This is a genomic window from Peribacillus frigoritolerans (genome assembly GCF_004358755.1).
Classification (GTDB): Bacteria; Bacillota; Bacilli; order Bacillales; family Bacillaceae; genus Bacillus_P.
In genome coordinates this window covers 1110013-1124175 of record NZ_SMZY01000002.1, presented here as the reverse complement: position 1 = coordinate 1124175, position 14163 = coordinate 1110013, and the positions used below count along the sequence as shown (strand labels likewise).

The 14163-nt window shown below is 39.9% G+C and carries 14 protein-coding genes and 2 pseudogenes; 13 read left to right on the top strand and 3 right to left on the bottom strand.

Annotation, left to right across the window (positions count from 1 at the left end):
• Positions 1-105 precede the first annotated feature (105 nt).
• The 11 genes and pseudogenes from E2R53_RS12895 to E2R53_RS12845 all read left to right on the top strand — a co-directional run bounded on the left by E2R53_RS12895 (position 106) and on the right by E2R53_RS12845 (position 8794).
• Positions 106-1242 (top strand): hypothetical protein, encoded by a 1137-nt coding sequence (locus tag E2R53_RS12895; RefSeq protein ID WP_133312116.1) that lies wholly within the window; start codon positions 106-108, stop codon positions 1240-1242.
• Between the two features lie 75 nt (positions 1243-1317).
• Positions 1318-1750, top strand: a pseudogene (locus tag E2R53_RS12890) (SpoVR family protein); the annotation flags it as partial.
• Positions 1751-1965: 215 nt separating this feature from the next.
• A pseudogene (locus E2R53_RS12885) lies at positions 1966-2103 on the top strand (zinc metallopeptidase); the annotation flags it as partial.
• A gap of 57 nt (positions 2104-2160) precedes the next feature.
• Complete coding sequence (locus E2R53_RS12880) at positions 2161-3468, top strand: hemolysin family protein (RefSeq protein WP_133312115.1); 1308 nt, start codon at positions 2161-2163, stop codon at positions 3466-3468.
• A gap of 183 nt (positions 3469-3651) precedes the next feature.
• Positions 3652-4098, top strand: coding sequence for a MarR family winged helix-turn-helix transcriptional regulator (locus E2R53_RS12875; protein ID WP_133312114.1), 447 nt, complete (start codon positions 3652-3654; stop codon positions 4096-4098).
• A 66-nt stretch (positions 4099-4164) separates the two neighbouring features.
• On the top strand, positions 4165-5517 hold the full coding sequence (locus tag E2R53_RS12870; RefSeq protein WP_133312113.1) for an NAD(P)-binding domain-containing protein: 1353 nt from the start codon (positions 4165-4167) through the stop codon (positions 5515-5517).
• Between the two features lie 68 nt (positions 5518-5585).
• The gene (locus E2R53_RS12865; RefSeq protein WP_133312112.1) at positions 5586-5822 is read left to right on the top strand and encodes a hypothetical protein; all 237 of its coding nucleotides are present in this window, start codon (positions 5586-5588) and stop codon (positions 5820-5822) included.
• Positions 5823-6048: 226 nt separating this feature from the next.
• Positions 6049-6396, top strand: a complete 348-nt coding sequence (locus tag E2R53_RS12860; RefSeq protein WP_133312111.1) for an ArsR/SmtB family transcription factor — start codon at positions 6049-6051, stop codon at positions 6394-6396.
• A gap of 15 nt (positions 6397-6411) precedes the next feature.
• Complete coding sequence (locus tag E2R53_RS12855) at positions 6412-7707, top strand: arsenic transporter (protein ID WP_133312110.1); 1296 nt, start codon at positions 6412-6414, stop codon at positions 7705-7707.
• Positions 7708-7741: 34 nt separating this feature from the next.
• Complete coding sequence (arsC, locus tag E2R53_RS12850; protein WP_070877141.1) at positions 7742-8161, top strand: arsenate reductase (thioredoxin); 420 nt, start codon at positions 7742-7744, stop codon at positions 8159-8161.
• A gap of 141 nt (positions 8162-8302) precedes the next feature.
• The gene (locus E2R53_RS12845) at positions 8303-8794 is read left to right on the top strand and encodes a GNAT family N-acetyltransferase (RefSeq protein ID WP_133312109.1); all 492 of its coding nucleotides are present in this window, start codon (positions 8303-8305) and stop codon (positions 8792-8794) included.
• Between the two features lie 1199 nt (positions 8795-9993).
• On the opposite strand, the gene E2R53_RS12840 is transcribed toward E2R53_RS12845, so the two are convergent.
• The 3 genes from E2R53_RS12840 to crcB (E2R53_RS12830) all read right to left on the bottom strand — a co-directional run bounded on the left by E2R53_RS12840 (position 9994) and on the right by crcB (E2R53_RS12830) (position 11903).
• Entirely contained in the window at positions 9994-11082 is a 1089-nt protein-coding gene (locus E2R53_RS12840; RefSeq protein ID WP_435796791.1) for a M42 family metallopeptidase, read from the bottom strand.
• 72 nt (positions 11083-11154) lie between these two features.
• Positions 11155-11511, bottom strand: a complete 357-nt coding sequence (gene crcB, locus E2R53_RS12835; RefSeq protein WP_133312107.1) for a fluoride efflux transporter CrcB — start codon at positions 11509-11511, stop codon at positions 11155-11157.
• Positions 11505-11903, bottom strand: coding sequence for a fluoride efflux transporter CrcB (gene crcB, locus E2R53_RS12830; RefSeq protein ID WP_133312106.1), 399 nt, complete (start codon positions 11901-11903; stop codon positions 11505-11507). The genes crcB (E2R53_RS12835) and crcB (E2R53_RS12830) overlap by 7 nt, the downstream gene beginning before the upstream one ends.
• A gap of 147 nt (positions 11904-12050) precedes the next feature.
• Between crcB (E2R53_RS12830) and E2R53_RS12825 the strand changes: the two genes are divergently transcribed.
• A complete protein-coding gene (locus E2R53_RS12825) occupies positions 12051-12725 on the top strand; it encodes a response regulator transcription factor (RefSeq protein WP_286166174.1) in 675 nt (224 codons plus the stop codon).
• Positions 12726-12728: 3 nt separating this feature from the next.
• Positions 12729-14123 (top strand): sensor histidine kinase, encoded by a 1395-nt coding sequence (locus E2R53_RS12820; protein ID WP_286166173.1) that lies wholly within the window; start codon positions 12729-12731, stop codon positions 14121-14123.
• Positions 14124-14163: the final 40 nt, after the last annotated feature.

Genomic DNA, 14163 nt, shown 5'->3' with positions numbered 1-14163 from the left:
TGTGAAATCAACAGCAATAAATCTGGAAAAAAATAAAAATATTGAAAATATTTGTAATTTACAATATGTTTAATATTGTAATAAATTGAAATAATAGGAGGTTTTATGTTGAAAAAGATAGTTTTAACTTTAATTGTCTCGGCAAGTATATTTTTGAATTTTACTAATGTTTCTGCTCACAATTTAGGCAGCAAAGGGTCCGAGAGTGCGGGGTACTTATATGTTGGTTCACATTGGCCAAGCAGAAGTACTAACTATTCTGAAGCTACATCTGATACATGGGAAAACCGTTTTAAATCAGGAGTTTCAAAGTTTAAAAATGAGAATATTGGATATTCAATTACTGAAGTTTCATCAGCTAATTCATCGAATTTTATTGAAAGTTACTCTGCACCTAGTGCGACATGGGTTGCACAGAGAACATTTTATGGAATATCGAACGATCATCCAACTCGATGGAGAATACAATATAATAGTGCTAAGTCTGCAAATAGTTGGACAACGGTAGGAGCCCATGAAATAGGTCATATTTATGGACTTGCAGACCTTTATGAAGACAGAAATAGCTCTAAGTTAATGTATGGATATGATAATGGAGTGAGATATACTCAATCATCTGATAAAACTGGATTTAGTTATATTTATGGAGTTCTTATAGCATCTAATGTCATGACATCATCTACTGGAGAACTTTCACAGTATTCATTGGGTAATATCGATAACAACGATGAGGCAGCCAGAGAAAAAGTTAAAGAATTAAATGAAAAAGTAATTAACGGAGAAGAAAAAATTATTGATGTAAGTGCAATGTTTCCTGAAGTTTCAAAAGAAGAGGCTTTTGAGGAAGCAGATCTAGTTATCAAAGGAAGTGTTAAATCAATTAAAAGTGAGTATATGGAAAACATAGATATTCCATTTACTGACTTTATTTTTGAAGTGGACGACTATTGGAAAAATGTACTTGATTTAAATGATCCAGAAAATCTAATTATTACTCAAGATGGTAATTCAGTGATCTCTTTTAATAAACACCCATTAATGAAAGTAGGTGAAGAATATTTTCTATTCTTAAAAAGAATTATCGATAGTAACAATCAAGGAAAATTCATATTAATAGGTGGACCAAATGGTAATTTTGCTTTAGAAAAAGGCATTATTCAAGAAGAAATTGATATCCAATCTGTAAATGGGGAAAGTGAATATGAATTTATCAGAAATGCTTCAAATGGAGAAATTAAGTGAAAAATTTACCCCTTTAACGATATGCTAAGGTTAAATTCAAAATCCTTAGAAGAAGGAAGCTTGGCATCCTTCTAGCATCAGCTCATCCTGAGAGAGCTTGACCTCACCACAGATGAGTCCATTGAATTTGCCAAGCTGAATGCAGGTGTCGTGCAGCCGTCACGAACCGGCATTAATCCTTATTATTTAGGACTTAAAATCTTTGAATACATTGAAGAACGCTACAACAATCCCACAGAAGACATGATAAGACGCGGGGTAGAGCCTAACTCGTGTAAATGGAGGGTTCCCATATATTACAGTGAACGATGGGGATTATCTGAAAAACAATGAATTGTACTTGAAGCACTGGTATGAAGATATCGAACTCGATTTGAAATATCTCGAAAAAGTGCTGCCGTATATTCATCAGCTGTGGGGACGCGCCGTGCACATGGAGTCTATTCTGGAAGGGAAGCCTGTTTTGTTTACGTATGACGGGAAGGCGATTCACCGGAAGTATTTATAAACAAGGAAGCAGCTTGAGCTGCTTTTTTTTATGCGCAATTTATATAAAAAAAGATATGGACCTACGAGTGAACGAACAATTTGCTCATTTCACAAATTGTTCACACTACACCAAATTTTTATTTTTCTCACACCATAACGTTTGACTGTACGGTTTTTGTGACTGTATGATTGATGTAATCTATTAAAAGGAGAATTAAACGCAAATGTCCTTTCATCCGATGCGAAGAAGAACGAGGGGTAAACAAAGTTCTAGGAGCAGCTGCTCTAACTTATGTTGCCCGAGGACTCATGGCTTTATTCGAACTAATTAAATTCATTATGATTTTTATGCAAGGGAATAACGACGACTAAAAACAACTTATACCTGTGGGAGGTGACTCCTTATTCTCATAAGAGGATAAGGATATATTGGAAATAATTAACTTATTGCTTATTGCTTTATTAATCGCATTAACAGCTTTTTTCGTAGCAGCCGAATTTGCAGTAGTAAAAATTCGAAGTTCAAAGCTAGATCAATTATTAATTGAAGGAAAAAAAGGAGCAACTTCAGCAAAACAAGTTGTTTCAAACTTAGACGGGTATTTATCTGCCTGTCAGCTGGGTATTACTGTTACTGCTTTAGGATTAGGGTGGTTGGGAGAACCAACTGTTGAACGCCTATTGCACCCAGTTTTCGAGAATTTTAATTTAAGCGACTCTGTTACACATATCTTTACTTTCGGTATCGCATTTGCATCTGTTACTTTCTTACATGTGGTGATTGGGGAACTTGCCCCTAAAACCGTAGCGATTCAAAAAGCGGAGGCAGTCACATTATTATTAGCGAGACCTTTAATCTGGTTCTACCGCATCATGTATCCATTCATCTGGTTCTTAAATGGATCTGCTCGTATCTTAGTTGGATTTTTTGGACTAAAACCTGCCTCTGAGCATGAGCTTGCCCATACGGAAGAAGAACTCCGCATTATTTTGTCTGAGAGCTATGAAAGTGGAGAAATCAATCAGTCGGAATTGAAGTATATGAACAAGATCTTTGAATTTGATGATCGAGTGGCAAAAGAAATTATGGTTCCAAGGACAGATATCGTTGCCGCAGCATCTGAACTATCATTTCAAGAAAACTTAAAGATCATGAGCCAAGAGAAATATACCCGCTATCCTGTCATTAAAGAAGACAAAGATCATATCATTGGCATGATCAATATAAAAGAGATCTTTACAGATATATTCTCCCTTTCTGAAGAGGAACGTAAAAGAGCGACAATTGATCAATACATTCGCCCGGTCATCCAGGTCATTGAGACGATTCCAATTCATGATTTGCTGCTGAAAATGCAAAAAGAACGGGTTCACATGGCAATCCTTGTTGATGAGTACGGCGGTACTGCAGGGCTTGTTACAGTTGAAGACATTATTGAAGAAATCGTTGGTGAAATTCATGATGAGTTTGACCAGGACGAAGTCCCAGAAATCCAGAAGCTAAAGGAAAATCATTACCTAATGGATGGGAAAGTATTGCTTTATGAAGTGAATAATGTGTTAAGTACGACTCTTGATGAAGAGACAGACGTCGATACATTAGGTGGATGGATGTTAACGGAAAATATTGATATTCAGCCTGGTGAAAGTATTATTTTTGATGATTATAAGTTTATTGCCAAAGAAATGGAAGGACATTTAATCCGGGTAATTGAAGTCGTGCCGCATACGGAATAACCGCAGAAAGAACCTGCCAGATAGCTGGCGGGTTCTTTTTACTCAGGCTGCCAAGTAAGAACTAATAATAGAAGTGCCCATATCATCTAGGCCAATTTCTTATTTGGTGAAAAATCTGAAAAAGAAATAAAAAACTTGCAACATGCAAATAATAAGCGTATAACTAAAGTATGAGGTGATTAGATGGAAAACACTCGAGAACTATTTCAAATCATGACCCGCCGCTTTGGCTTACTGAATAAAAACTGCTGCACAGCAGGCGGAATTGATATTTCTTTAATACAAAGCCATATTCTTTACGAAATTGAACATCTGCACCAGCCGTCCGTTCAGCAAGTAGCTGACGTTCTCGGTACAGATATTACGACTTTCAGCCGTCAAATCCAATCTTTAGTGAAAATGAACTTAATTAAAAAGACACCGCATCCTGATGATCGAAGAGTTCATGTGCTTTCACTTACTACTGAAGGGAAATTTGTCGCGGCAACGATTGATCATCAGATGAATGCTTATTTGGATGAGGTCTTTTCACACATGAATGAGTTTGAAAAAGAAACCGTCATTCGCTCGATCAAGCTATTGAACGCATCCATGGCAAAATCGAGCGTATGCTGCACTCCGATGGGGTGATTTCTTTTCAGTTAATACTTGCAATATGCAAATAATTTATATAAAAATGCATTGAGGAGGATTTATATGGAAAATCTTAATTTATCACTTAAAGTAAACGGGTGCTGTGCACCAGCAAAACTTGAGAAGGGCTCTAAACTTCCCGTAGCCATAATTGGAGCCGGTCCTGTAGGCCTTGCAGCAGCTTCTCATTTAGTCAGCAGGGGAGAATCTTTTATCTTATTGGAAGCGGGTCATCAGGCCGGAGCAAATATTATAACCTGGGAACACGTCCGCTTATTTTCACCATGGCAATATAACATGGATAAAGCGGCTTTGGCGTTACTTGAAAAACATCACTGGATTCAGCCTGAACCAGCTGCTCTGCCAACCGGAAAGGATCTTGTTGAACATTATTTGCATCCGCTTTCAAACCTTCCTGAAATTCAGCCATTTTTACATCTGAATACAAAGGTTTTATCCATCGGGAAAAAAGATGCCGATAAAATGAAAACGGCAAATCGTGAACTGGTCCCGTTTATCATTTACACAGAAAAAAATGGCGAGTTTCAAACTTTTGAGGCAAGAGCGGTATTGGATGCAACGGGAACATGGGGCAACCCAAATCCATCAACTTCAAATGGTATATGGCTGAATGAGGAAAAGTCCCTTAGCCATCACATTTTTTACGGCATACCTGATATTCTTGGAAAAGAAAAAGAGCGGTATGCAAATAAAAGAGCAGCAGTTGTTGGCGGCGGCCATTCAGCCATTAATGCTTTATTGGAACTTGCAAAACTGAAAGAATCTCATCCTGATACAGAAATCATTTGGGTGATGAGAAGGAAAAGGGTTGAAGATGCCTATGGCGGGGAAGAAAAAGATGCGCTGGCAGCAAGAGGTGAACTCGGCAGCCGTATCCATCAGCTGGTTGATCAAAAGATGATAAAAGTAGAAACGCCATTTTTTATTCAGAACCTTAAAAGGTCTGAAAACGGTATAGATATGATTGGTTCACAAAATGGGGAAAATTGTACTCTTTCAGGAATAGATGAAATCATTGTCAATACAGGCAGCCGTCCAGATTTTACAATGGTCAGTGAACTGCGTACATCAATCGATCCTTCAACCGAGAGTACAGAAGCTTTAGCCCCTCTCATTGATCCTAATTTTCATAGCTGCGGTACTGTCCGCCCCCATGGGGAGAAGGAACTCCGTCAGCCGGAAAAGAATTTTTATATTGTCGGTGCCAAAAGTTATGGCCGTGCTCCTACATTCTTGATGGCAACTGGATATGAGCAAGTAAGATCTGTAGTCGCCCATCTAAGCGGAGATCAGGCAGCAGCTCAAAAAGTGGAGTTAGATCTCCCTGAGACAGGTGTATGCAGTTTGAACCTTAAATCGAAATCCTCATGTGACGAGACGAGTCCTTGCTGTTAAGTAGAGTAGGGAGAATGCTGTTCTCCCTTTCAGCTATGAAAATAAACTGAGAAACAGGAGTGAACGATATGGTCATTAATCACGCCGGTGCTTTAAGAAAAGAGTACTTCATTGCCTATATGAAATTGCTTATGAATGCATTTGAATGTTCAGCCCAACATGCCCGCAATTTGACATTTGAACGCCTCTTTCGTTCAAAAGAGGATTATTTAGGAAATCAAAGCTATAACATTTTCCTTGAGGCCTATGAAAAAATAAAAGAATATGAATACTTTTGTATTGGGGAGGAGCCTGTGTGTTTATAGCATTAGGACTCCTATGGTATATCCTTTTTCTTGATGAAAAGACATCTGGTTCAATTCGAATAAAAAATAACTTACATAGTTAATGAAAAACTTGGAGTTTAAATCCAAGTTTTTTTACCGTTAAACCTAAAATGCTTACAGTAAATTTACAAAGTTTTTATATATAAGCACTTTATTATATAAGTGAGGTGTTATATAATGATTCCGACATGGAGGTGTTGGCGATTTGGAAGTGACTTCAACGCTTGATATTCAGAAAGTTTCTCAAATACTTAAATTGCTTGGAGATAAAACCCGTCTCACGATGATGAAAATGCTTGAGACAAATGATTGCTGTGTCTGTGAATTTACTGCGATATTCAAAACAAGCCAGCCTGCGATCAGTCAGCATCTGCGGAAACTTCGTGATGCAGAATTGGTAAAAGAAAAACGCAAAGGTCAATGGATTTTTTATTCAATGAATAAAGAGAGTGAATATTATCCATTCATAAAAGGATTATTAGCGTATTTACCTGCACAAGATAACTTATTAACAGAATTAGAAACACAAGGATTACGCATTACCTGTGAATAGAGAGGGGAAGAAAGATTGATTTCAGTCATATTAGCTTCATTGATTTTTCTTTTAACTCTCATCTTAGTAATATGGCAGCCTAAAAACCTTTCCATCGGCTGGTCAGCATGCGGTGGAGCTATAGCTGCTTTATTAGTTGGAGTAGTTGATTTTGGTGACGTTATTGATGTAACTTCAATTGTTTGGAATGCAACCCTTGCATTTATTGCCATTATTATTATTTCTCTGATTTTAGATGAGATTGGTTTCTTCGAATGGTCTGCTCTGCATATGGCGAGAGCAGCAAGAGGAAACGGTATAAGAATGTTTGTCTATGTCTCGATTTTAGGAGCATTGGTCGCTGCGTTCTTCGCGAATGACGGTGCAGCTCTTATCTTAACTCCCATTGTACTTGCAATGGTCCGCAATCTGAATTTTGAAGAGAAAATGGTTTTTCCATTTATTATGGCGAGCGGGTTCATAGCCGACACTACGTCATTGCCGTTAGTTGTCAGCAATTTGGTGAATATCGTTTCTGCTGATTACTTTGACATTGGATTTATCGAATATGCCACGCGGATGATTGTTCCTAACTTCTTTGCTTTAGGTGCAAGTATTCTCGTTTTATACTTGTTCTTCCGCAAAAGCATACCAGGGAAGTATGATCTTAAAGATATAAAAACACCTAAAGAAGCCATCAAGGATGAGAAGATGTTCCGCCTGTCATGGATCGTGCTTGGGGTTCTCCTCATTGGATACTTTATCAGCGAGTTCTTGCACATCCCAGTATCCTTTGTTGCTGGTGTCGTCGCCATTTTCTTCTTGGCTATGGCGAGAAGAAGCCCGGCTGTTCATACTAAAAAGGTTTTAAAGGGAGCTCCATGGGCGATTGTATTCTTCTCGATCGGGATGTATGTCGTCGTTTATGGTCTCAGAAATGCCGGATTAACGGCTGTTTTAGCTGATGTGATTCAATCGGCAGCTGATCAGGGATTATTTATTGCAACGATTTCAATGGGCTTCATTGCAGCCATCTTGTCGTCCGTCATGAACAACATGCCGACAGTTATGATTGATGCTTTAGCCATTGCCGATACAGATACAACGGGCACTTTAAGGGAAGCATTGATTTATGCAAATGTAATTGGTTCTGACTTAGGGCCTAAAATTACGCCGATTGGTTCTCTTGCCACGCTTTTATGGCTCCATGTTTTGAGCTTAAAAGGCGTCAAAATATCCTGGGGCACTTATTTTAAAACAGGTATCATTTTAACGATTCCAACCTTGTTTATAACACTTGTTGGACTTTATCTATGGCTGCTCATTATCTAAAACATCAAACTCAACTTAAAAGGAGACTACACCTATGTCTAAAAAAACAATCTACTTCTTATGTACTGGAAACTCTTGCAGAAGCCAAATGGCTGAAGGCTGGGCGAAAAAACATCTTGGCGAAGAGTGGGATGTAAAAAGTGCAGGACTTGAGGCGCATGGTTTAAATCCAAACGCTGTTAAAGCAATGAAAGAAACAGGAATTGATATTTCAAACCAAACTTCAGATGTGATTGATCAGGAAATCTTAAACAATGCAGACCTGATTGTTACATTATGCGGACATGCAGCTGACAATTGCCCTGTTACACCGCCGCACATCAAACGCGTGCATTGGGGATTTGACGATCCTGCGAAAGCGGAAGGAACGGAAGAAGAGAAATGGGCGTTTTTCCAGCGTGTGCGTGATGAGATTGGTGAACGAATCGAGCGTTTTGCCAAGACTGGCGAATAATAAAAACAGAAAAGCCGTGAGATTTTCTCCAGGCGTTTCTTCTTTTAACTTAAAGTCTCAGAAATGAGGCTTTTTTCTTTTCATCAAAAAAGCTGAATTTTATAATAAATTCAGTAAGATTACTTTGAGAGGGTGTAGAGGTTGGATTATCAGATAAAAATAATGACAGACAGTGATTGGGATCAGGTTAGAGCTATTTATTTAGAAGGCATTGCAACTGGCAATGCTACATTTGAAACGGATGCCCCTTCTTATGAGAGCTGGGATGAAAGTCATTCTAAAACATGCCGGCTTGTCGCTATAGAAGGAAATAAAATTCTTGGCTGGGCCGCTCTGAGTCCTGTCTCAGGAAGATGCGTTTACGCAGGGGTAGCAGATGTAAGCATCTATTTCGGCAAATCATACAAGGGTAGGGGAATTGGAACTGCTCTGCTGCATGCCATAATAGAATTAAGCGAAAAAGAAGGATTTTGGACGCTTCAGGCTGGAATATTTCCTGAAAACATCTCAAGTTTAAAATTACATAGGAAAGCCGGTTTTAGAGAAGTTGGGACAAGAGAACGAATCGGCAAAATGAATGGTGTTTGGAGAGACGTAGCGCTATTGGAAAGACGAAGTGGGAGGATTTTATAAATCTATGAAAAATAGTTTATAGACTTATTCAGGTGGAAATTTTGTGTAAAACGATAATGTCCCCGGAAGCCAAAGTTTCGTGCCCCAAACCGGATTATGCAGCACATAATGACCACCCGAAGCCAAAGTTTTGTGCTCCAAACCGATTTACAGCACGAAATGACCACCCGAAGCCAAAGTTTATGCGCTAAACCGGATTTTACAGCACGAAATGATCTCCCGAAGCCAAAGTTTGTGCGCCAAACCGGATTTTGCAGCACGAAATGACCTCCCGAAGCTAAAGTTTGTGCGCCAAACCGGATTTTGCAGCACGAAATGACCTCCCGAAGCTAAAGTTTGTGCGCCAAACCGGATATTCAGCACGAAATGACCTCCCGAAGCCAAAGTTCGTGCGCCAAACCAAATTATGCAGCACAAAATGACCACCCGAAGCTAAAGTTTGTACGCAAACCGGATTATGCAGCACGACGAAGCCGAAGTTTGTGCGTCAAATCGGATTATGCAGCACGAAAAGACCTCCCGAAGCCAAAGTTTGTGCGCCAAACCGGATTTTACAGCACAAAAAGACCTCCCGAAGCCAAAGTTTATGCGCTAAACCGGATTTTACAGCACGAAAAGACCACCCGAAGCCGAAGTTTGTGCGCCAAACCGGATTTTGCAGCACGAAATGACCACCCGAAGCCAAAGTTTGTGCGCCAAACCGGATTATGCAGCACGAAATGATCTCCCGAAGCCAAAGTTTTGTGCGCCAAACCGGATTATGCAGCACGAAATGACCTCCCGAAGCCAAAGTTTATGCGCTAAACCGGATTTTACAGCACGAAAAGACCACCCGAAGCCGAAGTTTGTGCGCCAAACCGGATTATGCAGCACGAAAAGACCACCCGAAGCCGAAGTTTGTGCGCCAAACCGGATTTTGCAGCACGAAATGATCTCCCGAAGCCAAAGTTTTGTGCGCCAAACCGGATTATGCAGCACGAAATGACCACCCGAAGCCGAAGTTTGTGCGCCAAACCGGATTATGCAGCCGAAGCCAAAGTTTGTGCGTCAAACCGGATTATGTAGCACGAAATGATCTCCCGAAGCCAAAGTTTTGTGCGCCAAACCGGATTATGCAGCACGAAAAGACCTCCCGAAGCCGAATTTCGAGCATCAAACCGAATTTTACAACACGAAATGAGAAAAAGCCTTTATAAATTTTAATGAATTTCTCCATTCATTTCTGTAATTAGCTTAAGCGTTTTTTCATCAAGCCGCTTGATGACTTGATAGAGCAGTTCAACTGAATGATCTAGATCGTCCTTGTGCACGATGGAAACGTGGCTGTGAATATATCTTGCCGGAACGCTTACGACCAAAGTAGGAACACCCTGATAACCAAGATGGAATTTCCCTCCATCTGTCCCTCCGCCAGGCATGATGTCTACTTGGTAAGGGATTGAAAGTTCTTTTGCCACACCGACGACAAAATCACGGAGTTTTGGATGCGGGATCATGCTTGCATCGAAAAAACCGAGCAAAGGACCTTTCCCGAGTTCTGTGTGTCCTTCTTTTTCTTTCATTCCTGGTGTATCACCGGCTACACCAACATCAAGTGCAAACGAAATATCCGGATTGACTTTATTGACTAAAGTCTGAGCGCCTCTTAGACCCACTTCTTCTTGAACTGTGGCTCCTGCATATAAGATATTTGAAGATTTTTTATCTGCAGCGACTTTCTCTAATGTTTTCAGCGCTACATAGCATCCTGCGCGGTTATCCCAATTCCGGGCAAGCAGAAACTTAGGATTTGGAAGTACTTCAAATGGACAAACAGTCGCGATCGGATCTCCTACCTGAACTCCAAATCTCTCTGCTTCTTCTTTGCTGGAAGCACCAATATCAATAAACATAGTTTCAGGCTTCAGAACATTTTTGCGTTCTTCTATAGACAGAACATGAGGTGCCTTTGAACCTATAACACCAGTCAAATCTCCATTTTTTGTCAGTACTTTTACGCGCTGGGCAAGCATGACATGCCCCCACCAGCCCCCTAATGTCTGGAATTTCAAGAAACCGTCATTCGTGATGGCTTTTACCATAAGGCCGACTTCATCCATGTGACCGGCGATTAAGATTTTCGGGCCTTTTTTTCCCGTAATTCCAACGATGCTTCCAAGATGATCTTTTAAAATCTCAGGCGTTATTTGACTTATGTTTTCTTCAAGGACTTTATGAATTCTTGCTTCAAAACCTGATGGGCCTGCAGTTTCGGTTAATTGTTTCAATAGCTGTAAGTCTTTTTCCACTATACATCCCTCCATTAGTAGGATGTCTTGGATGTGAAGATTTTACGCTGTTTATTTTTATTTATGCGGTAATCACATCATTCCAATCATTAATCCGATAAACGCGAGCAGAATCCCGCCAGCATAAGAGAAAAGGAGATATTTGATTAGAACAGGATGGTTTTTCTTTTCTCTAAGCTGGATATTCTCAAGCTTAAAGGTGGAAAACGTTGTGAAAGCTCCCATAAAGCCAATACCGAGCAGGGAATAAAAGCTTTCCGGCAGCCCTTGTCCGGTCATCCACCCGAGCAGAAAAGAGCCGGCTAAATTGACCGCTAGTGTGCCGATTGGAAATCCAGTCTGACTTTTGTTATTCAACCGTGAGCTGATGATAAAACGGGCAATGGCCCCTAAACACCCGCCGGCAGCAATTAATAATAAGTTCATGATGCAGCCTCGCCTCTTTCCTTAAACATGCGGAGTCCCAGGAAGTACCCATACCACGACATAAAAAGTCCTCCAGAAAGACTGAGGATTACATAGATAAGCGCCATGAGAATTGAACCGCTCCGAAGCAGCAGGACTGTTTCAACGCTGAACGTGGAAAAGGTTGTGAATGACCCGACAAGTCCTGTTCCAAGCCCGGCTAAAATATGAGGATGAAAGAGCTTCAGCCTCAAAATGCCAGTTGTAAACCAACCGAGTATAAAGCAGCCAATCAGGTTCGCAAGAAGGGTTCCTAGAGGAAAACCATTACTGAGCCAAGGGTTGGTGAGCACACCTAAAGAATATCTGAGCAAACTGCCGATGATTCCTCCGGCTCCGATCATTACAAAGTTCATCTTGTACAACCTCCTATATGAGAAAAAACCGAACCTCATTTTTAAAAAGATTTTGGCTTTAAGAAATCCGTTTCATAAAAACTTCACATCATTATTATAAAATAAAGATTATACTCTAATATAGAACTTTAAAGCGGGGTTTGAATAGTGAACACAGTAACTATTATGATCATTGACGATGAAGAAGCAATGAGAGCACTGATAAAAACATTTTTAATTAGTGAGGGCTATTCAGTCATTGAAGCTTCTAATGGCATGGACGCTCTTGAACGGATAAATATTGTTGCGCCTGATTTAATAGTTGCGGACGTTATGATGCCTTATATGGACGGCTTTACATTTGCAGAAGAATTAAAAAAAAACCATCACATCCCCCTTATTTTTTTATCTGCGAAAGGGGAGGAATGGGATAAAATCCAGGGCCTCAAACTTGGCGGGGATGATTATATTGTAAAGCCGTTTCACCAGGGAGAGCTGCTTGCAAGGATCGAATCTGTTTTAAGAAGAGTGAGGCAGAGCGGCATTTTAAGTAATCGGATAACCGTTGGTCCGCTTGTTCTTGATGCTTCAGGCTATAAAGTGATGATAAAAAATCAGCCTTTGTCCTTAACATTAAAAGAATTTGAGATTCTGTCCATGCTTGCAAGAAATAAAGGAACGGTCTTTACGAGAGAACAGCTTCTTGAATCGGTTTGGGGATTAAATTACATTGGTACCGGCCGAACGGTAGATACTCATATTAAAACACTTAGATTAAAATTGAAGGATCATGCATATCTCATTCAAACAGCATGGGGTGTCGGGTATAAATTTGAGGTGTAACTATTGAAACGACTGAACTTAAGTCAGAAAGTACTGATGCTGATTGGCATTTGCATAGTATTCAGCATTTTATTTTCTTTCTTTTTTCTGCATTTTTTATACAAAGAACTTTATTTTAACAGCATTAAAGAGTCTGTCATTTATCAGGGCGAGAGAACAGCTGCGCATTATCACTACGGCTCTCTGAGCGATGAAATCATTGAAAAAATTCACTGGTACAATGTCGTGTCTGAGTATGAAGTGATTGTACTGGATGATATCGAAGATTTAAGTTCGTATTTTCCATATGAAGTGAACTATGAAGCTCTGATTACTAGTGAGGACCGCGAAATCCTTGAAAATGGGGATTACATCGTGAAGGATGGCTATGTAAAAGAGTTTAACCGTGAAATCATAGGCGCAGTTTTCCCGATTATGGGTGATAAAGGGCTTATAGGATTCATCTATATCTATGTTCCTTTAGCAGATCTTCAAGAAGTATTCGAAGGAAGCCTGCCTATTCTTCTGCTTGTAGGATCTCTGTTTTTTATGATTCTCTTTTTAGCGGTCAATCAAATTCGGCGATCGCTTTTTAAGCCTCTGAATGATTTTCAGGAATTCTCTAAAGAGGTATCAAAGGGCAATTACTCGAATCGGCTTGTTCATAACAATCATGATGAAATTGGGCAGCTTGCTCACGCATTCAATTCCATGAGCCAGTCGCTTGAGGAGCAGGAAGCGAGGAAAAAAGAGTTTCTTGCAAATGTTGTGCATGAGCTGAGAACGCCGCTTACTTATATTGGCGGGTACAGTCAGGCTCTTAACCGCCGAATGTATGCATCGCCTGAAGAAGCGGAGCACTATTTAATGACGATTGAAAGAGAAACGAATCGCCTGAATAAGCTGATCACCGATTTAATCGATCTTGATCACCTTCAGGAAAATATGTATAAGCTAAACGTTGAACCGATCGCCATTGTTCAACTGTTTTTAGATACGCTTGCACTATTCGATATCCGAATCAATGAAAAGAAGCTAAATACAGAACTGGATATTCAAGAAGATCTTGCTCTTACAGGAGATCCTAAACGGCTGCAGCAAGTCTTTTACAACCTCTTGGATAATGCAATCAAGTATGCTGATGAAGAAAGTAAGATAAAAATAACTCTCATTGAAGAAAACAAGCAGCTATTGTTCCGCTTGAACAACAAGGGAAATGAGATATCGGAAGAAGATCTCTCCCATATAGGAGAACGTTTTTTCCGTTCGGATAAAGCGCGGAGCCGAATGACAGGCGGAACAGGTCTTGGTATTTCCATTGTGAAAGAAATAGTCAGGCTGCATGAAGGTGAGTTTTTAATCAGCAGTGATTCAACAAATGGAACCACTGTTACTGTTATGCTGCCAGGCCTAATATAATTTATTTTGAACCGCTCGATTTTTCGGGCGGTTTTTGGTT